This is a genomic window from Niastella caeni (assembly GCF_004834005.1).
Classification (GTDB): domain Bacteria; phylum Bacteroidota; class Bacteroidia; order Chitinophagales; family Chitinophagaceae; genus Niastella; species Niastella caeni.
This window is the reverse complement of record NZ_STFF01000001.1, coordinates 407,792-428,170: the sequence shown is the minus strand read 5'-3', so window position 1 is coordinate 428,170 and position 20,379 is coordinate 407,792. Positions and strand designations below refer to the sequence as shown.

The window sequence follows — 20,379 nt, the reverse complement described above, 5'->3', positions numbered from 1 at the left end:
CTGCCGTTTATAATATTTTAACACGCGGCGTATAATAAAATTTGTCTTATTTACGTAGAGTTACGTACTTCAAACCACCTAAGCAGCCATGAAAAACAGATACCTTAAGGGGGCCCATCTTTCTGAGCGGAAAGTTCGGGAACTTATTAAATTATTCTCGGAAGATCTGACAGCCACACAGATCGCCAACATTACAGGAATTAGTCGGATTACGGTTAATGCGTACTTTAAGCTAATCCGTACACACATTGCAAAGTTTTGCGAGGAAAGAAATCCATTTCATTTCACTAATGGAACGGTTTCTTACCATGCATCGGAAAATGGGATCGCTGCCACAAACGGGGCAGTTTCAAAAAAATCGTTTTATGGGATCTTTAAAAACGATGATGCCATTCACACCGATAAAATTGCAAATATCGATGCAGAGTGGATGTATGATTGGTTAAAAGGAAAAACAGAGGGTGGGAGAGAGCTCATTGAGCAACATCGCCTGCATGTTTACAATGGCATTGCCGATTTTAACAGCATCCGGTTATACCGTATTAATGAATCGATTCCCGGTATAACGCGTGGTAAATCCCACATCGATGAAATCGATATGTTCTGGGGCATGCTGAAATCGCGGTTAATAAAATTCCGTGGATTAAACAGCGGTACACTTTATCTGCACGTAAAAGAAACAGAATTCCGGTACAATTACAGGGATAACGACCTGTTTGAACTGCTGATGGAAATTTTGCATAAACGTCCTTTGCATTATTCCAAAGCAGTACGATAACGGCAACGTGAAACGGCAAATAAACATCATTGGAAATGGTGAGCTGTTCTGAAATTGGGCAGTTATTCACGATTCACGTTTCACGTAAACGAACTCCGGGGATTTCATTCTATAGCATATCGCAACTCATCCCTGGATTAAAAATAAAAACAGTTGCGGTAATAGAATTTTTCTCATGTGACTCGCAGGTGGTTTCTACCACCTGCTTTTTATATGCTCCTTTACTCCTGCAACCTAATTAAAAACCGCTGATGTCGGTCCTAACCGTTGGTTAACGCCTCATGATAAACAAATTTGCTAATTTGCAGGTCTTACTGATCCAAACTCCTGTAATATGGCGCACGATCATTCACATGCACATGCTCACTCACATGCCGTATCGTTCAATGAAGCAAGTCTAAAGGCATTCCAGATAGGTATTGGCTTGAATATCTTGTTTGTGCTGGTGGAAGTAGTGGCGGGATTGTCGTATAAGTCAATGTCGTTGTTGAGCGATGCCGGCCATAACCTGGCAGATGTAGCCAGTTTGCTGCTTTCCTATATTGCTTTCAAACTTGCGCACCGGCAGGCTACGTTGCGGTTTACTTACGGGTATAAAAAAACAACTGTATTAGCGGCTCTTTTCAATGCATTATTATTACTGGTTGCCATCGGTACGCTTGGGTACGAATCAGTACTTCGTTTGCAAAGGCCACCGGTTGTGCAGGGTACAGGTATTGCCTGGGTAGCTGCCATAGGTATTGTTGTGAACAGTATTTCCGCCTTTCTTTTCTTCAAGAACAAAGACACCGATCTCAATATTAAAGGAGCGTACTGGCATTTGCTGGCCGATGCCATGGTATCGGTAGGCGTTGTGATTGGAGGTGTTGTAATTTCCTATACCAATTGGTATTGGCTTGACCCTGCTATTGGGTTGGCGATAATGATCATTATACTCATTAGCACCTGGTCGTTGCTGACAGATAGTTTTAAAATGTCGGTTGATGGGGTGCCGGCAGGCATTGAACTGGATGAAGTAACCAAGGTTATATTATCGGTGAAGCACATTGTGAATGTGCATCATATTCATATCTGGCCATTAAGCACAACAGAAAATGCATTAACAGCGCATATCATTATCGAAGACTGCATACCGTTTGATGAAAAGCTGAAAGTGATACAACACCTCAAGCACGAGTTGATTCACCATAATATACATCACAGCACTATTGAACTGGAGTCGCAAACCATTCACTGTGCCAATGAGAATGAAAAGTTAGAGCCACATTCCCATACACATTCTCATTAAATTTCGATCATTGCGGTCACTTATCGGGATTGCTCACATAGTTATAGATCATTTCCGATACGTCTGCCATTGCCTTAATTGCCTGTTCTTCTTTTTGCAGATTTTTAGATAATAGCACTAACACATATTTTCTTCCATTGGGTAAGAACACGATACCCGAATCGTGTTGAACGTGGGAAATATTGCCTGTTTTATGGGCTACCTTTACGTCCCTGGGTAACCGGGCCGGGATGATCTCTTTAAATTGCTGATTTAATAGAATATTGATCATAGCCTGCGAGGAAGCGCTGTCAACAATTTCGCCCTTGGCCATTTTCTCAAAGATCACCATCAGGTCATGGGCAGTGGTAACATTATTGAATCCTTTTTCATAAGCCTTTGAATCTTCTACACCCCGTAATACCTGTATACGTTTAGCACCCAGTTGACGCATGGTTTGGGTAACATTCCGTGCGTTTACCAACTCAATAACCATATTGGTTGCCAGGTTGCTGCTCTTGATGATCATATCGTATACCAGGTTGTACAAAGTTCTTTTTTCACCTAAATGCCGGTAGAGCTCCTTTTCACTATCATCATTGGCATTTAAACTAAAAACGCTGCTGTCAACAATACTTTTAAATTCATTCTTTAGAACAAAGGAGTCGTTCAGAGTAAAAGTGCCAGCCGCTGCCTGTTTGTATACTTCAATCATAACCGGTGTTTTCATGGTGCTCGCTGCATGAAAAAAAGCCTGGTCATTGATCAGTAATGTATCTCCTGTGGTCAGGTCTTTAAAGGCAACGGCAAAATCACCGGGTTGTTCTGCCAGCCTGGAGCTGATCTGGTCCTGAAGTTTGTTTAGTGTCATCCGATTTGAGCATGCGCATACCATGAATACGCTGCAAAGCAAGAGGAACGTTTTAGGATAATTTTTGAGCATAACCTGTAGTTATAGCGCCGAAGATAATAGAAAATGTATTTGGCAGGGAACCGCTGTTAAAAAGACTACCCGGTTTTCTGAAAAAAAATATTACCTTGAATAGGATAGTTGTTTCTCATTATCTGTAAATTGAATGAATGCTCCAAAATCAACTGCTGTTTCTTGTAGATGATGACATGGATGATCATGAAATATTCAAATCGGCTTTGGCGAAAGTTGATGAAGATCTTACCTTGTTAACTGCTACCAATGGTTATGAGGCGCTGGATGTGCTTTCGGCGGCAGCAACTTTACCCGACTATATTTTTGTTGATCTTAATATGCCCCGGATGGGTGGCTTACAATTTCTAAAAGAGATAAAGCAAACGGATACGCTAAAAAATATCCCGGTTATTATTTACTCAACCAGTTCAAACCCGGGCGATATTGCCAAAACCAAAGAATTAGGCGCCGTATCATTCGTTACCAAGCCTTCCCGGTTTTCAGATCTTTGCAGCTTTTTGCAATCGTTGATTACTTCTTAAGCGTTATTTCTGCATTAGAGAGGAAGGCCCCAAGCGAAGTCGAATGGGCATATGAAGCGTTGAGCGTAGCCGAAACACGCTTACCTGACGACATTGGATTACAATTGTTCAATTACTCCTTTAAACACGGCGCTCAATTTTTGATCGGCTTTACCGGCTACTGCAATAATTTCTTCAATATTAACCGGCTGCAGGTTATCGGGGTCGCATTCATCGGTGATTACACTAACAGCAGCACAGTGCAGCCCGATTTGATTGGCTACAATGACTTCAGGCACGGTGCTCATGCCTACCATATCTGCACCGATCACCCGAAGAAAGCGGTATTCAGCCCTTGTTTCGAGGTTAGGCCCTGGTACCGCCACATAAATACCTTGTTTGAGCGGCACCGATAGGTCCAGCGCCGTTTTAATGAAGAGTTTGTTCAGGCGAACATCATAAGGTTGGCTCATATCCGGGAACCGTGGACCGAGCTTCGGTTCGTTCACTCCCCGTAAAGGATTTTCAGGTTGAAGGTTTATATGGTCAGTGAGCAACACCAGGTCGCCCTTTTTGTATTCAGGATTCATACCACCGGCTGCATTACTTAACAATAAGCTGGTTACTCCCAGTTCTTTAAATACCCGTACCGGAAAAGTAATTTGCTGCATGCTGTAGCCTTCATAGTAATGAAACCGGCCTTACATGATCAAAATTTTTCTATTTTCTACAGTAGCCAGTATCAGCTTGCCCTTGTGAAATTCAACGGTAGATGTGGGGAAATGCGGGATCTCATTATAAGAAATTTGCTGAACCACCTCAACCCGATCAATAAATGATCCCAGCCCGGTCCCTAAAACAATAGCGGTGGAAGCACCGGTAAAACCCTTCTCTTCTAAAAAGCGGACTGTTTGTGAGATTTTTTCAATGATTTGGTCCATCCCGTGATTTTTTTTCAAAATAAAGTATTCCAGCGGTTATTTTGAAGCATTTGGATATTTTTATTCAGTAATGTGTGTGTTATGTACCAGTCTTGTGATAAATATGATAGTATTCTTTTTATACATGTGATCAATATTGTAAAATCCACTAATTTAGTGGAGTAACAGGATTTGTTAATCAAATACCCATGCAAATAAGCAAACCTTTTATCGCAGTTGCCTTGATCTGTACGTTTAACCTGCTTCAACCTGGCCATAGTTTGGGCCAGCAGGCAAAAGCAGTACGTCCAAATATTATTTTTATCCTGGCCGATGATTTGGGTTATGGCGATCTGGGTTGTTATGGACAACAATTGATCCAAACGCCTAATCTCGATGCCATGGCAAAACAGGGAATGCGGTTTACACAGTTTTATGCAGGTACGTCGGTATGCGCACCGTCCCGTTCATCATTGCTTACCGGGCAGCATACCGGGCATACGCCCATTCGTGGGAATAAAGGGGTAGAGCCCGAAGGCCAATGGCCTATACCGGATTCTGCAATTACTATAGCCGAGGTATTAAAAAAGGGCGGATATACAACCGGTGATTTTGGCAAGTGGGGGTTGGGGCCGGTAGCGTCATCCGGCGATCCGGTTAAGCAGGGGTTCGATGTTTTTTATGGATACAATTGCCAATCGAAAGCACATAACTATTATCCCGATCATTTATGGGAGAACGATACGCGTATTGACTTCGCCGCTAATACGCCCGGTCGTCCAACAGATTATGCAGCTGAATTGATACAACAAAAAGCACTGAAGTTTATTGAACAACAAAAAACTAACCCGTTCTTTTTATATCTCTCTTATACCTTGCCACATGCTGCATTGCAGGTGCCAAACGATAGCTTGTTTGAAAAATACAAGAAACTTTTTAATGAGCAACCAGTACCGGTAGAACCCTGGAATGGCAAAGGTTATGCACCGCAAGCATATCCGCGTGCCGCTTATGCTGCCATGGTAAGCAGGTTAGATGCGTATGTAGGGCAGGTTCTTCAAAAATTAAAGGAGTATGGGATTGACAAAAATACACTGGTGATTTTTTCCAGTGATAATGGTCCGCATAAAGAAGGCGGTAACGATCCTTCTTATTTTAATAGTAACGGTTCTTTGCGTGGTATTAAAAGAGATCTGTATGAAGGCGGTATTCGTGAACCGATGATTGCGTGGTGGCCTGGCAAAGTAAAAGCCGGCAGCACGTCCGATTATATCGGCGCATTCTGGGATTTTCTGCCCACTTTTGCCGAACTCGCCCAACAGCCGCAACCCAACAACATTGATGGCATTTCAATAGTCCCGGTTTTGTTCTCACAAAAAAAGGCGCCTGAACATCCATGGTTATATTGGGAATTTCATGAGCAGGGAGGGAAACAGGCTGTACGGATGGGAAAATGGAAAGGAATAAGATTAAATGCCGCCAGTGATCCCAATGGCCCTATTGAATTGTACGATCTGCAAAAAGATGTTTCCGAAAAAAATAATGTTGCTGATAAAAATACTTATATAGTACTATCGATTCTAAGAATAATGCAGCAACAACACCGGGAGAGCCCAGACTTTCCCCTGTTTGCAAAACCTTCTGGCGCGCTCAATAACAAGTTCAGTGAATGATTATGACAATTAAAATTATGAACAGGCCAGCCTGGCTTTGCGCCGGGGTAATTATGGTAACGATCGTTGGCTGCAAACAGTTAAGTGGTAAAACGGCAGCAAAAGAGGCAATTCCGGCAGGTGATACCGTGATGTCGTGTACGGCTAATTTGCCATCGCGTTTTGCGGTGAATGCTTCAACAGATTCTATAGTTGCAAACGGTAACAGCTCCAGGGAAGGCATGGTTAAAATACCTGGTGGTGAATTTTTAATGGGCGCTGCTGATAAGGAGGGCAGGCCAGACGAGTACCCGCAACATGCTGTTCATGTAGATGGTTTTTGGATGGATGCAACTGAAGTGACGAATGCCATGTTCATGAAATTTGTAAAAGCAACAGGTTATATAACAACGGCTGAGCGCGCGCCCGATTGGGAAGAATTAAAAAAGCAATTACCATCTGGTACGCCCAGGCCGGCTGATAGCTTGCTGGTAGCAGCTTCACTCGTATTTACTCCGCCTGCCAAACCTATTCAATTGAATGATGTAAGCCAGTGGTGGCAATGGGTAAAAGGCGCCAGTTGGAAACATCCGCAAGGGCCAGGCAGCAGCATAAAAGGAAAGGAAAACTCTCCCGTTGTTCAAGTGTCGTGGGATGATGCGATGGCTTATGCCAAATGGGCCGGCAAGCGGCTGCCTACAGAAGCGGAGTGGGAATGGGCGGCAAGGTCGGGACTAACCAATCAACCATATACCTGGGGGAATGAATCTGTCGATAAAGGCCAACCGAAAGCTAATATCTGGCAAGGACATTTCCCTGATCGCAATACGAAGGGTGACGGATACGACCGTGTAGCACCGGTAAAGTCTTTTGCCGCCAATTCATATGGTTTGTATGATATGGCCGGCAATGTGTGGGAGTGGTGTGCTGATTGGTATCGCCCGGATTATTATAACCAGGCAGGCTCCAAAAAATTAATTAACCCGGCAGGCCCTGCTGCCAGCTATGATCCGGAAGAACCCACTGTTCCCAAACGAGTAGTGCGGGGCGGTTCTTTTTTATGTCATGCTTCCTATTGCGCCAGTTACCGCGTATCGGCGCGGATGAAAACTTCACCCGATACAGGATTGGAGCATACAGGATTTCGATGCGTGAAGAATTAGAGATTTCAGAAAAAAATATATGTAGGCTAGCTTTTTTTAATTTTGCAAAATCGTTTTAGAAGTGTAACATTGTTACAAAATTACCTATTGCTGACACTCTTTGGGTACAATAAACTAGCTGATTACATGAGAGCAATTATTTTCCTCGCAATAACTTTTTGCTGCGTGTTTTCCCAGGCACAGGTTGTTCAAAAGGCCATTGAGCCCGTAGATTATGTGAACCCTTTAATGGGTACCGATTCAAAGCCCGGGCTTTCTAACGGAAATACGTATCCAGCTATAGCATTGCCCTGGGGAATGAATTGCTGGGTACCGCAAACCAATACCATGGGTAGCGGCTGGACGTATCAGTACAATGCCGATAAAATAAGAGGTTTCAAACAAACCCATCAACCCTCTCCCTGGATCAATGATTACGGGCAATTCAGTATTATGCCTGTTACCAAAAAAATGCATTTCGACCAGGATAGCCGTGCAAGCTGGTTCTCTCATAAAACAGAAAGATCAACTCCATACTATTATAGTGTTTACCTGGCAGATGCTGATGTAACTGCTGAAATTACCCCAACCGAAAGAGCAGCCCAGCTACGGTTTACCTTCCCTGCAAGCGATAGTTCATTTATAGTGGTAGATGCCTTTGATAAAGGCTCTTATATAAGGATCATTCCCGCCGAAAGAAAAATTATTGGTTATACCTCAGCCAACAGCGGGGGAGTGCCTGCCAATTTCAAAAACTATTTTATTGTTTATTTCGATAAGGATTTTACAGTAGCGCATACCTGGCACGATAAAACACTTGCAAAAGATACCCTCGAATACCAGTCGAATCATACGGGTGCTATCATCGGGTTTAAATCAGCGAAAGGAGAAAAGGTGCATGTAAGAACAGCCTCTTCGTTCATCAGTTTTGAACAGGCCGAATTGAACGCGCAACGTGAGCTGGGAAATGATTCATTTGATAATACCTGTAACAAAGGCCGCCAGATCTGGAATCGTGAATTAGGCAGGTTAGTTGCAGAAGGTGGTACGCCCGACCAATTACAAACGTTTTATTCATGCTTATACCGGGTGCTGTTGTTCCCACGTAAATTTTTTGAATACAACAAAACCAATGAAGTGGTGCATTATAGTCCGTACAACGGGCAGGTGTTACCCGGTTATATGTTTACCGACAATGGTTTTTGGGATACATTCAGGGCTGTATTCCCGTTTTTTACTTTAATGTACCCCACCCTGAACAGCCAGATCATGCAGGGGTTGGTGAATACTTATAAAGAAAGCGGTTGGTTACCCGAATGGGCAAGCCCGGGCCATCGCGATTGCATGATTGGCTCAAACTCCGCCTCGCTTATTGCCGATTCTTATATCAAGGGCATACGCGGGTACGACATCAATACCTTGTATGAGGCTATTTTAAAAAATACAGAGAATGAAGGTCCGCTAACTTCAGTGGGAAGAAAAGGCGTCCGGTATTATAACGAGCTGGGGTATGTGCCTTATGATGTAAAGATCAATGAGAATGCGGCCCGTACTTTGGAATATGCATATGACGATTTTACGATTTTTCAACTGGCCAAATCATTAAACCGGCCAAAAGAAGAAATTGACCGCTTTGGCCGTCGTTGCATGAATTACCGCAATCTCTATGATAGTACCACCCGCCTGATGCGCGGAAAAAATAAGGATGGTAAATTTCAATCGCCATTCAATCCATTCAAATGGGGCGATGCTTTTACCGAAGGCAATAGCTGGCATTATACCTGGAGTGTTTTTCATGATGTGCAGGGATTGGCCAGCCTGATGGGCGGTTCGAAAATGTTTTCTAAAATGCTTGATTCGGTATTTGCGCTGCCACCTGTGTTCGATGAAAGTTATTATGGCGGTGTTATTCATGAAATTCGCGAAATGCAGATCATGAATATGGGGCAGTATGCACATGGCAACCAGCCCATCCAGCACATGATCTATTTATATAATTACGCAGGCGAACCCTGGAAAACACAATACTGGATACGCCAGGTAATGGATAAATTATATCATGCCACACCTGATGGATATTGTGGCGATGAAGACAATGGGCAAACCTCGGCCTGGTATATTTTTTCTGCCATGGGTTTTTACCCGGTTTGTCCAGGTACAACCCAATACGTTTTCGGAACGCCGTTGTTCCGTAAAATGACCCTTACGTTTGAAAACGGCCATAAGCTCGTTATTCAGGCGCCCGCTACAGACAAAAACAATTTCTATATTCATAACATTTCAGTAAACGGAGTTGCGCATACGAAGAACTGGATCAATCACAGCCAATTACAGAAAGGCGGCACACTGCTTTATGATGTAAAAAAAGTGCCTTCCTATACCAGAGGAACAACACCGGCTGCATTTCCGTTTTCTGTATCCCCGGCATCTGCCCGGTAAGACTATAACCGTATGAAGAAGGTATCTATAAAGGATATTGCACAAATGGCAGGCGTGGCATCGTCTACCGTTTCATTTGTATTGAACGGTAAAGCCCGCAAAATGCGCATCAGCGAAACCGTTGAAAAGCGTGTGCTGGAAGTTGCCCGCAATGCAGGTTATTATCCCAATCAACTCGCCATTAGTTTGCGAACCGGTAAATCAAAAACCCTGGGATTGATTGTAGAAAATATCGGCAATATTTTTTTTGCTACACTGGCAAAAACGATTGAAGAGGAAGCCGAACAATATGGGTACCGGGTTGTGTATTGCAGCACAGAGAACAATGCATCGAAAGGAAAAGAATTGATCAGTATGCTTTCGCAACGGCAGGTAGATGGCTACCTGATAACGCCGGCGCCGCATATGGAAGAGGATATTCAGCAGTTGGTTCAATTGCAACGTCCGGTTGTTTTAATTGACCGGTATTTACCTGCTGTAGAAGCTTCGCATGTATTGGTGAATAATACAGACGCTGTAGAGCAGGGGATGTCGCATTTATTTTCACAGGGCTATCGTGAAATAGGGTTTGTTACGGTAGACCTCGATATCATGCAAATGGAACAGCGGCTCGACGGATATATTGGAGCGCTTTCCAAGGAAGGCATTCGGCTGAATAAAGACAATATTCTGAAAATTCCATATACCCATCAACGCGATGAGGCGGTGGAACTTATTGCCACACTATTGGAAAACAACCCGCACCTGGATGCATTGTTTTTTGCGACCAATTACCTGGCTATCCTGGGGCTTGAAAGTATCAACCGGTTAAAAATGTCTATCCCTCAGGATATTGCCGTTATTAGTTTTGACGACCACGACATTTTCCGGATATATCCGCCCGGTATCACAAGCATTCAACAACCTGTTGAAGCAATTGCTAAAAAAGCAGTGGCATTATTAATGGATCAATGCGAAAATGGGGAAAATAAAATTGAAAAAGCAGCGGTAGAACTTGCAGCAAAATTGATCGTGAGAGGGTCTACTTAATAGAACATTGTGCAAATTGTAAAATAGAACTTCGTTTATATATCAGGTTTTTGTATTGGTATGGTTTAATATATTATCTACGGTTACTATTTACCGTTTAACAACCCCCAGCAGTAGAACGACCAACAGCATTTTAAAACTGTTAATTTACCTGGTTTAGCCTTTATTGGCCAATTCAGTATTTGAAGTATTTGTAGTGCAATCCTGTTTGCTAAGCAGGATTATTTTGGCATGTTTAGCAAAATCGTTGTAGTACAACTAAAACTGTCACATATGGAAAAGAAAAAGTTACTATGTAAGATGGGCGCTCTTATGAGCTTGCTGTTTATGTCGCTATCTGCGCTTTCGCAATCGAAAGTGGTATCCGGAAAAATAACCGGGGCCGAAAATCAACCCTTGCCTAATGTTTCGGTGCAAATTAAAGGAACCACAAAGGGAACTCAGTCCGATCTAAATGGACTGTATCGTATTGAAGTGCCATCAGCTTCTTCTGTATTGGTTTTTTCTGCTGTTGGATTTGCCCGCCAGGAGTTGCCTGTTGGTTCAGGAACAACCCTGGATGTTACCATGCAATTGTCGTCAAGTTCTTTAGAAGGTGTAGTGGTAGTGGGCTATGGAACGCAAAAACGGAAAGAGGTAACCGCAGCCGTAGCTACTGTAAAGTCGGAAGATTTTAACCAGGGTGGTGTGCGTTCCCCGCTTGACCTGATACAGGGAAAGGTGGCCGGTTTAAGCCTTACCCGCACCAATGGTAACAACCCCAATTCAGGTGTTTCCATTCAATTGCGGGGAGTAACTTCTTTAACCGGTTCCATTGCTCCGCTGATTGTTATTGATGGAATTCCCGGTGGCAATCTCGATCTGTTACAGATGGATGATATTGAATCGTTCGATGTACTGAAAGATGGTTCTGCGGCGGCTATTTATGGTACCCGCGCAAACGGGGGTGTTATAATCATCACTACTAAAAAAGGAAAGGCTGGTGATCCACGCTATGAGTATAATACGTATGTACAACGGGAATTAATTGATAAAAAGCCGGAGATCCTTAGTCCGGAAGAGTACATTGAAATGCCCAAAGCAGTAGACCTGAACGATCGCACTGACATTTATGCCATGTTGATTGATAAACAAAATATCAGTCAGTACCATAATTTTTCTGCTTCGGGTGGAACCGCGAAATCCAACTATCGCGCGTCGTTATATTTTCGCGATGCAAATGGCATTGCGATCAGGAATACAAAGAGAGAATATGGCGGTAGATTGAATATTAATCAACGCGGGTTACAGGATAAACTAACGCTTCAGGTTAACCTGGCTGCCAATTTTAATAAAGCAGATTTACTGGGTGGCAGCTCCGGCGACTTTGAGCAAGCCGTTCAGCGAAATCCCACTGCGCCCGTTTTTAATCAGGATGGCACCTATTTAGAAACCAATGCCTTTAACAATTATAATCCAATTGCCCGCTTACACCAGGAATTGTCTGAAAGAGAGCAGCAAACATTTTCCGGTGACGCCCGGCTTACATTGGAGATCATAAAGGGATTGAAAGTTTCTGCATTCGGCGCTATGGTACGCGATGGCTGGAACGACCGCCAATACCGGCTCAAGGCTTCCCGTTCATCTATGCAGAGCTATAACGGCGGTGGGTATGCTTATAAAGGCAACCAACAAGATATGAGCCGCACGTTTGAAACTATAGCTGAATACAGTAGAGCAGTAGCCGTTGATCATGTCATGGGCTTGATAGGCGGTTATAGCTACCAGTATAATTCGGTTGAAACCTTTAGTGTAAGTAACAATGGGTTTTTAACAGATGTTTTTCAGGACTGGAATATGGGAAATGGTACGGCTATAAGAAACACGCTGTTACCCGCTCCCGGCATTAGTAGTTTTAAAGAAGATAATACCCTCATTGCTTTTTTCGGCAGATTGAATTATGCATTCCGTGGCAAGTACCTGGCACAGTTCATACTTCGTCGGGAAGGCTCATCGCGGTTCGGTGCCAATAATAAATGGGGAAATTTTCCGGCCGTATCAGCAGGTTGGGTGATCAGCGACGAATCGTTTATGAAAGACATACGCCAGATCGATAACCTCAAGTTGCGTATAGGCTACGGGGTTACTGGTAACCAGGGTATTCCCAATTACCAATCGCTGGTTACCTTAAGTACCGGTGGTAATTATATACAGAATGGCGTATGGATGCAAACTTTTGGCCCATCGAGGAACCCTAACCCCGACTTGCGCTGGGAGAAAAAGAAGGAATTGAACGTAGGGATCGATTTCGCGTTGTTGAATAACCGCCTGGGTGGAGCGATTGACCTATACAGCCGAAAAACAGAAGACCTGTTATACAGTTATAATGCGCCGCAACCTCCTTATATCCTCACCACCTTGTACACCAATGTAGGCAGTATTTCAAACAAGGGAATAGAACTGACGCTTAGCGCTGTTCCAATACGGAATAATAATTTTAGCTGGAATGTGGACGCTACATGGAATTACCAGAAAAATAAAATGTCATCCCTTTCCAATCAGTTTTATAAGGTAGACCGGCTGGAATTCGGCGGGCTTCCTTCTCCGGGCAACCTGGGCAATGCCATTCGGGTATTTGAAGGCGGCCCCATTGGTGACTTCTGGGGGTACCGGTTTGCAGGTTTTGACGACCAGGGGAAATGGATCTTTTATAAGAAAGATGGTGCAAAAGCCGGCGCTGGTGCTATGAGCGATGATGACAGAGTGGTGATTGGAAACGGCATACCAAAGTATATGGTTTCGCTAACCAATCAATTCAAATATAAGAATTTCGATCTCACCCTTTTCTTCCGGGGTAAACTGGGCTATGATCTGTTGAATACAAAAGAAATGTATTTCGGAAATATTAACTGGTCGCCCAATAACATGCTGCGTACGGTGCTTTCAAAACATGCGCAGTTGAATGAATCGCCTCAATATTCCAATTACTACCTGGAGCCTGGTGGGTTTATTAAACTGGATAATGTAACCCTGGGCTATACGGTTAAATTGAAAACAAGCTACATACGGAATTTATACTTGTATGTAACCGGTAGAAACCTCATCACCTTTACGCGGTACAACGGACTTGATCCTGAATTGGAAGATACCGGATTTACCACCGGCATCGATAATCGTGGTTTTTATCCAAGAACAAAATCGCTGGCCGCAGGTTTACGGGTGGGCTTCTAGTAGCTGCCCTTTGAAACGATGAAGGTCCTTCCGGCATTTCATCTTCTTAAAATTTAAAAAAAATCAGATGAAAAAGATATTCTTATATACAGTATTGGCTTTGTTACTGGTGGCAGGTTCCTGTACCAAACTCGATGAAACCTTATACAGTCAAATACCTGCAAATAATTTTTATAATAACAAGTTTGAAGTTATGACGGCTGTGTTGCGTCCGTTTACGCACGCCAGGGCCTGGGCTACCATACAAGACCGGCATGGGTACTGGCGGTTGCAGGAACTAACGGCCGACCAACAGGCATGGCCGCAAAAAGGGCGGCATGGTTATGACGGCGCGCAATGGATAAGGCAGCATTATCATCAATGGACGGTTACCGACCGGGCTATTGAAGAGCCCTGGGAATTGTTATACCTGGGAATTGGTTTTTGCAACAATACACTCGATGATTTTGAAAAAGTAGATTTTTCAAAATTAGGAATAGCTGAAGCGGAAAAAGCAGCTTTGATAGCTGAGATAAAGGTTATCAGAGCATGGCATTATTTGAAACTGATGGACCTGTACGGAAACATTCCTATTGTAACAACAGCCAAAGGCGGGCAGCCAACAGATCCGCCAACGGTGCCACGGGCAGAAGTATTTGCTTTTGTAGAAAAGGAATTAAAAGATAACCTGAATGCTTTGCAACCGTTATCTGCAGCTATGGTGGGGAGAGTAAGCAAACCTGCCGCTTATGCTATGCTGGCCGAATTGTATATCAATGCTGCAGTTTGGTCTGGGGCCGCTCGCTGGGACGATTGCATAGCTGCCTGCGATAACATCATTTTGGGTGATATGGGCGGTTTGAACGGGAAGATCGCACTCGATGGTTCCATTTTGGATGCATTTAGTGTAACTAATCACTTGTCGAAAGAAAACCTGTTCCAAATTGCGTATGATTACAGGGCCAGCGGTGATGCACCTTCTTATAATGGGACTTTCTGGCATTATCGTTCACGACAGATCTATAATACTGACCGGGATGGCAATAACGCATGGGTGACTACTCCCAATGCATATAATGCGTATAAGGAAAATGACCTGAGAAAAAAAGAATGGTTTTTATTCGGTCTTCAATATAAGCATCCTGCTTTACGTACAAGCGTGGCCGATTCCATTGTGTTGGGGTCAGAAGAGTACGTTAATAAGCCACTGGTATTTGTTAACAATATCCGCAGGAACAGCGAGGGAGAAACAGGTGAAGGCGGGATGACCAGGGGCGAAGAGAACAGCGGCGCGCGATTTAACAAATACCGGCCTGGAACAGTAACTGACCCCAATTACCTGGGTAACGATTTCGTCGTTTACCGGTTAACGGAAATTTATTTCTTCAAAGCAGAAGCCTTGATGCGTAAGAATAACGGCGCGGCCACACCGGTTGCTGTTGATCTCATTAATCAATGTAAAAAGCGGGCTTTTTCCGCCAGCGACTGGCCTGGGGAAGAGTATACTACCAGTACTTTAACCCTGGATGAATTGCTGGCTGAAAGAGGGCGGGAGTTTGTTTTTGAAGGCAAACGCCGATCAGATATGATCCGCTTTGGAAAATTTGTTACCGCCAGTTGGTGGGATCATCAGCCGTCAAACGATACTAAATGGACGCTTTTCCCAATTCCCAGAAAACAACTGGTCATCAATAATAAATTAAAACAGAACGATGGCTATTAAGTAATATACGATCTGTCAGGTCAAAGACGATATTGGCCTGACAGTTTTTTTATTTAGCGAGTGAGGGGCAATAAAATGGTAAATGTGGCCCCTTGTCCGGGTTCGCTTTTCGCTGTAATATTTCCATCGTGATGATCAACTATTTTTTTACACAAAGCCAGGCCAATACCAGTACCGCTATAGGATCTCATGTTGTTCAATCTTTGGAAAATGATGAAGATCTGCTCAGCATACTGTTGTTCAAAGCCAATACCATTATCTTTAAAAACCAGTTGCACATACGCTGTGTCCATTTTTAAATGTGCATAGTCCTGTACTTCTTCCGGCGAAAGTATTTGAGCCGTTATAGAAATTTCAGGTTTGCTTTCTGAAAACTTTAAAGAGTTACTGATCAGGTTTGAAAATAGCTGGTGTAATTGTAATGGCATGCCTTTAATAGTTGGCAAATCTGTATGCGTAACAACTGCCTGCTTTTGTTCAATGAGTAATTCAAAGTCAGAGAGAACCTCTTTTAATACTTTATTCAGATCGGTATTTACAAATTGTTCACCTGTTTTGGTAAGTCGGGAATAGTTTAACACATCATTGATGAGCTTCGACATCCGTTTGGCGGAAGAATATATTTTATTAAAGTATTTTTCAGTGATCTCACTATCATGAAGATGTTCTTTAACCAAATCGGCAAAGGTTTGAATTTTACGTAATGGTTCCTGCAGGTCATGACTGGCGATATAGGCAAATTGTTCCAGTTCATGGTTCGATTTTTCGAGCTCAGCGTTGGATGTTTGTAATTCACTGGTACGCGCCAGGACCATTTTTTCCAATTCTTCTTTAGCTTTTTTCTGTTCGGTTATATCAAGTACAGTACCCAGCATTCGAACCGGTACGTGTTTTTTATCGTACATAGTAGTTCCGTTCACGCGTATCCACCGCTCTGAATTATTTTTTCGAATGATGCGGGCTTCATAGGAAATGTTCCCTGTTATTAAAGCTGTTTGAAATGCTTTTTCTACCCAGGGCCGGTCGGCCGGGTGAAGCATTTCCATAAAAAGCATTCTGCTCCATTGATCTTTTTTTGAATAACCCAGAATTTTCCGGTGCTCGGGAGAAGTGGTTGTTAATCCTGTTGTCAGGTCCAGGTCCCACGTTCCCAGTTCGGATATTTCCACGGCCAGGCGCAACCGTTCTTCGCTTTCGCGTATCCGTTCTTCACTTTCCCGTAGGCGTTGCTCGGCTTTCTTTTGAGCGGTAATATCCCGTGCGATCTTTGATGCGCCAATTACAATTCCCTTGCTGTTCTTAACCGGTGAAATACTTAAAGATATGTCCAGCAACCGTCCGTCTTTGGTAACGCGTTTGGTTTCAAAGTGATCGATCCGTTCTCCTTTCTCTAACCGTTTCAATATGCTGGTTTCTTCATCTAACCTGTCAGAAGGTATGATCCTGGTAATCTGGGCCCCGATCATTTCCTGGGCGGTATAACCAAAGATCCTTTCTGCACTATTGTTCCAGCTTGTGATAACACCATCGAGTGTTTTACTAATAATGGCATCATCAGATGATTGAATGATGGCTGCAAAATGCCCGTTCCTTTCCTCAATGTTTTTTCGATCTGTAATATCAACCAGCATGTTTACTGCGCCAATCACTTTGCCAGCGGCATTAAAGAAGGGTTTGGGATGCGGCATAATAGTACGTTTTATGCCATCCGGACGTTCAACAATGATCTCCCTGTCGTACACTTCTTTTCCTTCCTTTAGGGCAATAGCCATCGGGCATTGGTCAGGTGGTAGTGGAGCACCTTCTGTTGTATAAGTTTTCCAGGAACCGCACCAGGCATCTTTCCCAATTTCCGGCTCACGTCCCCAAAGCTCGGCAGCTGCCTGATTATACGTTAAAATATATCCATTGGCATCACAGGTATAAACGGCTACTGGTAATCCCTGTATGAGTTGTTGATACCGGAATTCGATCTCTTTAATATCTGCTGCAGTATTAGTTGAACTGAATGCAATAAAATTATGTATTTGTTCGAAGCTGGTATTGGCTACCGTATGCGAACCATTTTCGGAAATTGACTGAGGTATTGGCGGGGTATTGGTACCTTTACGCTTTATTCTTTCGGACTGAGGCATTTCTTTTGATTTCATAATTGATGATGTGCGTCTTATATGATTTTAAAAATCTGTGCCAGCGTACAGGTATTGCCCTCATGAAAACATAACGTATTGTAATATAATCAGTTTTGCAATTTATCTGCTTCTACGAATTTTAATAAATGGGTAAATCAGGTACGGGTAAAATGATAATAATCATGTAAACGTAAGCTGCATGCCGTTAACTTTGTAGAGGAACAGGTTTAATCAATCATTTTATTTTAAACAAAAATTAATCTTTATGAACAGTGGTAAAGTCATCACCGCCCTTGTTGTAGGTGCTGCTGTTGGTGCAGCATTAGGTATTTTGTTTGCTCCGGATAAAGGATCAGAAACACGGAAAAAAATTAATGAAGAAGGCAAAAAAATGTCAGACGCCATTAAAAACAAGTTCAATGAAATGAAAGAAAAGATGAATGCGGTGAAAGATGATATGGAGCAGCAGCGCGAAGATTTTGCATAACCGGTAATTACTATAATACGGTAAAATATGAACGATACATTCGAAAAGTTGGAAGGATTAACCGATCACGTAAAGGAGTATATAAATACCAGAGTTGAACTAGCCAAGCTGCACCTCGCCGAGAAAACATCGTTGATCATAAGTAACCTGATAGCGGTTACAGTTGTTGTGCTGTTATTTTTATTTGTTATTGTTTTTGGAAGCATTGCCGGTGCCTGGGCGTTGAGTGACCTGATAGGAAAACCATATTCGGGTTTTTTAATTGTAGCTGGTTTTTATTTTATATTAGGTATTATAGTATGGGTGACAAGAAGCCGGTTTATCCGTTTTCCGGTGATGAATGCTATAATAAAACAGTTACATAAAAACGATGAGGATGAAAGCGTAATATAATCAATTCCCATTGCTGCAATTGCTTTTTAACGGTTACGCTTACCGTATATAATATAATGCATGTAAAGATCATATGAAGAAGCGAGGTCGAATGCCCCTATATAACCTGGAGTATATAAAATGGATTTAATTATTATTTGTTTTTATACTTAAAGTGTTATTTTAAGTATTATATGGAAAATTGTTATTTATATTATTCTATGAAGTCCTGTTAGATATGAATATATAACGGATAATATAATTGGGGATGGGTATTGTTCATTGATTTTTTTTGAATCAATTTTATTTCTTTTTACTTTTAACCGGATTCCCTGGTAAGAACTATTACGAAAACAGTAGCACCTATACCGTAAGTTGAATTATATATCAAGATTCCTTATACTCCGGTAACTGAACCAAAGTATTATTTGAAAGTGCTTCTGTTTTTCATAACTCAAAGCAGTTGTTCGGCCTGATTGTATTCATAACATATGAGTAATCTGCCGTTTCTGACTATTTGTGGCTCTCCAACTGGTACAGCTTTTTGCAAAAATTAAGGTTTATTGTTGGCAGGTTATTTATAATACGCATGTGTTGAATACATGGGGTATTTATATAATCGTAATCATGCGAGTCAGTATGCATAATATGGCTTCCGGTGATGCCGTGGCCACCATTAACCATTAAACACCTAGATATGAAAAGAATTAAAATTATATTAAATTCTATTGCCATTACTGCTGCTATTGCCGGTGCGTTTGCAACCCGCTTTTGTATGGTACCCGGTGATCCCACTCAATATATTCCGGTAAATGATGCATATAAGCCTGCAGGTAATTTTGGTTTTGATTATAATTGTTACGATTCTCAAAATGTATGTACGTATTATCAACCCGATTCAGTTGCCAGTCCAAAAGAATATTTACCCTACCGTAAGGGACAGTATGCACCTATTATAAAATAATAGCCCTGCCTGCCGCACAAAGACTGCTTTGCTATTATGTATAAAATGTATAACCGAAAACTTGTATTGAATTGTACGCGAATACTCGTATAATCAAAAGCTGCTATCTTAAATTGTTAGTTGAATAGTAACAACACTTGTTACTTTGTATAGTAATTGCAGGTACTTTATACAACCGGGAGATTTCCCAGGAGTTTTTATCTCTCCTCAGATCTCCAATCTTCGATCCGGAACCTGCAGTTTAAAATATCGGTTCTTGCCTGGTATAAGCGCAACTTTATATTCTGGTTACATATGGTGAAATTTCATTGAAAGGATCCGGTTGTTTTTAAAATGACCGGTTTTTTTGAGTAATTGGCGGCTATGATTAGAGCAGGTGGTATACTGTTTTGTCGCTAAACTGCATTAGCAGGTGGTTTTGTCGTTTTCTTATTTAAAAAATATGTAATAGATCGTTTATAGGTTATTGTAAAATTTTAGTGTCCCATTAATCATGATCAAACGAACTATAAAAAAATGTAATAAGTATGCTTCGCTAAACCAGTTATTCAATAGTGCAATAAATTTTCAATCAATTAGTTTTAAGAGGGATGATTTTTTGCATAAATTGTTAAACATTTTTTAGTTACTTAAATAAGCTAAAAATAACTGATATAAATTTTTGAACATAGTCTATTAGTATATAACTTTAGTTCTACCATCGCCCTCAATTCTACCAAATCTGCCTTATCCCCCCTGAATGCCTTATTCTAATCTACATCTAACGTATAGCAGGAATTAGTGAATTTTGGGATGCTTCCATTCGTCAATAACTGATGCCCCCTAACAACCCTTTCATA

General features: G+C 42.2%; 15 protein-coding genes and 1 pseudogene. 12 read left to right on the top strand and 4 right to left on the bottom strand.

Annotated elements, in window-relative coordinates; all coding sequences use genetic code 11:
* Positions 1–88 precede the first annotated feature (88 nt).
* Complete coding sequence (locus FAM09_RS01755; RefSeq protein ID WP_136575356.1) at positions 89–778, top strand: hypothetical protein; 690 nt, start codon at positions 89–91, stop codon at positions 776–778.
* Positions 779–1,112: 334 nt separating this feature from the next.
* The gene (locus FAM09_RS01750; protein WP_136575355.1) at positions 1,113–2,066 is read left to right on the top strand and encodes a cation diffusion facilitator family transporter; all 954 of its coding nucleotides are present in this window, start codon (positions 1,113–1,115) and stop codon (positions 2,064–2,066) included.
* Between the two features lie 16 nt (positions 2,067–2,082).
* Here FAM09_RS01750 and FAM09_RS01745 read toward each other — a convergent pair whose 3' ends face one another.
* Complete coding sequence (locus tag FAM09_RS01745; RefSeq protein ID WP_243751561.1) at positions 2,083–2,916, bottom strand: serine hydrolase; 834 nt, start codon at positions 2,914–2,916, stop codon at positions 2,083–2,085.
* Positions 2,917–3,125: 209 nt separating this feature from the next.
* Here FAM09_RS01745 and FAM09_RS01740 point away from each other — a divergent pair, with 209 nt between their 5' ends.
* The gene (locus FAM09_RS01740) at positions 3,126–3,512 is read left to right on the top strand and encodes a response regulator (protein WP_136575353.1); all 387 of its coding nucleotides are present in this window, start codon (positions 3,126–3,128) and stop codon (positions 3,510–3,512) included.
* 98 nt (positions 3,513–3,610) lie between these two features.
* On the opposite strand, the pseudogene FAM09_RS31190 reads toward FAM09_RS01740, so the two are convergent.
* Both FAM09_RS31190 and FAM09_RS31185 read right to left on the bottom strand, forming a co-directional pair.
* Positions 3,611–4,180, bottom strand: a pseudogene (locus tag FAM09_RS31190) (purine-nucleoside phosphorylase); the annotation flags it as partial.
* Positions 4,181–4,192: 12 nt separating this feature from the next.
* Positions 4,193–4,432: a nucleoside phosphorylase-I family protein gene (locus FAM09_RS31185; protein WP_243751559.1), complete on the bottom strand. Its 240-nt coding sequence runs from the start codon at positions 4,430–4,432 to the stop codon at positions 4,193–4,195.
* Positions 4,433–4,620: 188 nt separating this feature from the next.
* On the opposite strand from FAM09_RS31185, the gene FAM09_RS01730 reads away from it, so the two are divergent.
* The 6 genes from FAM09_RS01730 (at position 4,621) to FAM09_RS01705 (ending at position 15,585) form a co-directional block, all read left to right on the top strand.
* Positions 4,621–6,084, top strand: coding sequence for an arylsulfatase (locus FAM09_RS01730; protein WP_136575352.1), 1,464 nt, complete (start codon positions 4,621–4,623; stop codon positions 6,082–6,084).
* A gap of 2 nt (positions 6,085–6,086) precedes the next feature.
* Positions 6,087–7,226 (top strand): formylglycine-generating enzyme family protein, encoded by a 1,140-nt coding sequence (locus tag FAM09_RS01725; RefSeq protein WP_243751558.1) that lies wholly within the window; start codon positions 6,087–6,089, stop codon positions 7,224–7,226.
* A gap of 126 nt (positions 7,227–7,352) precedes the next feature.
* Positions 7,353–9,644 (top strand): GH92 family glycosyl hydrolase, encoded by a 2,292-nt coding sequence (locus FAM09_RS01720; protein ID WP_136575351.1) that lies wholly within the window; start codon positions 7,353–7,355, stop codon positions 9,642–9,644.
* Between the two features lie 12 nt (positions 9,645–9,656).
* Positions 9,657–10,673: a LacI family DNA-binding transcriptional regulator gene (locus FAM09_RS01715; RefSeq protein ID WP_136575350.1), complete on the top strand. Its 1,017-nt coding sequence runs from the start codon at positions 9,657–9,659 to the stop codon at positions 10,671–10,673.
* A 273-nt stretch (positions 10,674–10,946) separates the two neighbouring features.
* Complete coding sequence (locus tag FAM09_RS01710; RefSeq protein ID WP_243751557.1) at positions 10,947–13,883, top strand: SusC/RagA family TonB-linked outer membrane protein; 2,937 nt, start codon at positions 10,947–10,949, stop codon at positions 13,881–13,883.
* A gap of 67 nt (positions 13,884–13,950) precedes the next feature.
* Positions 13,951–15,585 (top strand): RagB/SusD family nutrient uptake outer membrane protein, encoded by a 1,635-nt coding sequence (locus FAM09_RS01705; protein WP_136575348.1) that lies wholly within the window; start codon positions 13,951–13,953, stop codon positions 15,583–15,585.
* A 53-nt stretch (positions 15,586–15,638) separates the two neighbouring features.
* On the opposite strand, the gene FAM09_RS01700 is transcribed toward FAM09_RS01705, so the two are convergent.
* Complete coding sequence (locus FAM09_RS01700) at positions 15,639–17,720, bottom strand: PAS domain-containing sensor histidine kinase (protein WP_166436998.1); 2,082 nt, start codon at positions 17,718–17,720, stop codon at positions 15,639–15,641.
* A gap of 262 nt (positions 17,721–17,982) precedes the next feature.
* On the opposite strand from FAM09_RS01700, the gene FAM09_RS01695 reads away from it, so the two are divergent.
* The 3 genes from FAM09_RS01695 to FAM09_RS01685 all read left to right on the top strand — a co-directional run bounded on the left by FAM09_RS01695 (position 17,983) and on the right by FAM09_RS01685 (position 19,540).
* Complete coding sequence (locus FAM09_RS01695) at positions 17,983–18,204, top strand: YtxH domain-containing protein (RefSeq protein ID WP_136575346.1); 222 nt, start codon at positions 17,983–17,985, stop codon at positions 18,202–18,204.
* Between the two features lie 27 nt (positions 18,205–18,231).
* The gene (locus FAM09_RS01690) at positions 18,232–18,597 is read left to right on the top strand and encodes a phage holin family protein (protein WP_136575345.1); all 366 of its coding nucleotides are present in this window, start codon (positions 18,232–18,234) and stop codon (positions 18,595–18,597) included.
* Between the two features lie 676 nt (positions 18,598–19,273).
* Positions 19,274–19,540, top strand: coding sequence for a DUF6520 family protein (locus FAM09_RS01685; protein ID WP_136575344.1), 267 nt, complete (start codon positions 19,274–19,276; stop codon positions 19,538–19,540).
* Positions 19,541–20,379: the final 839 nt, after the last annotated feature.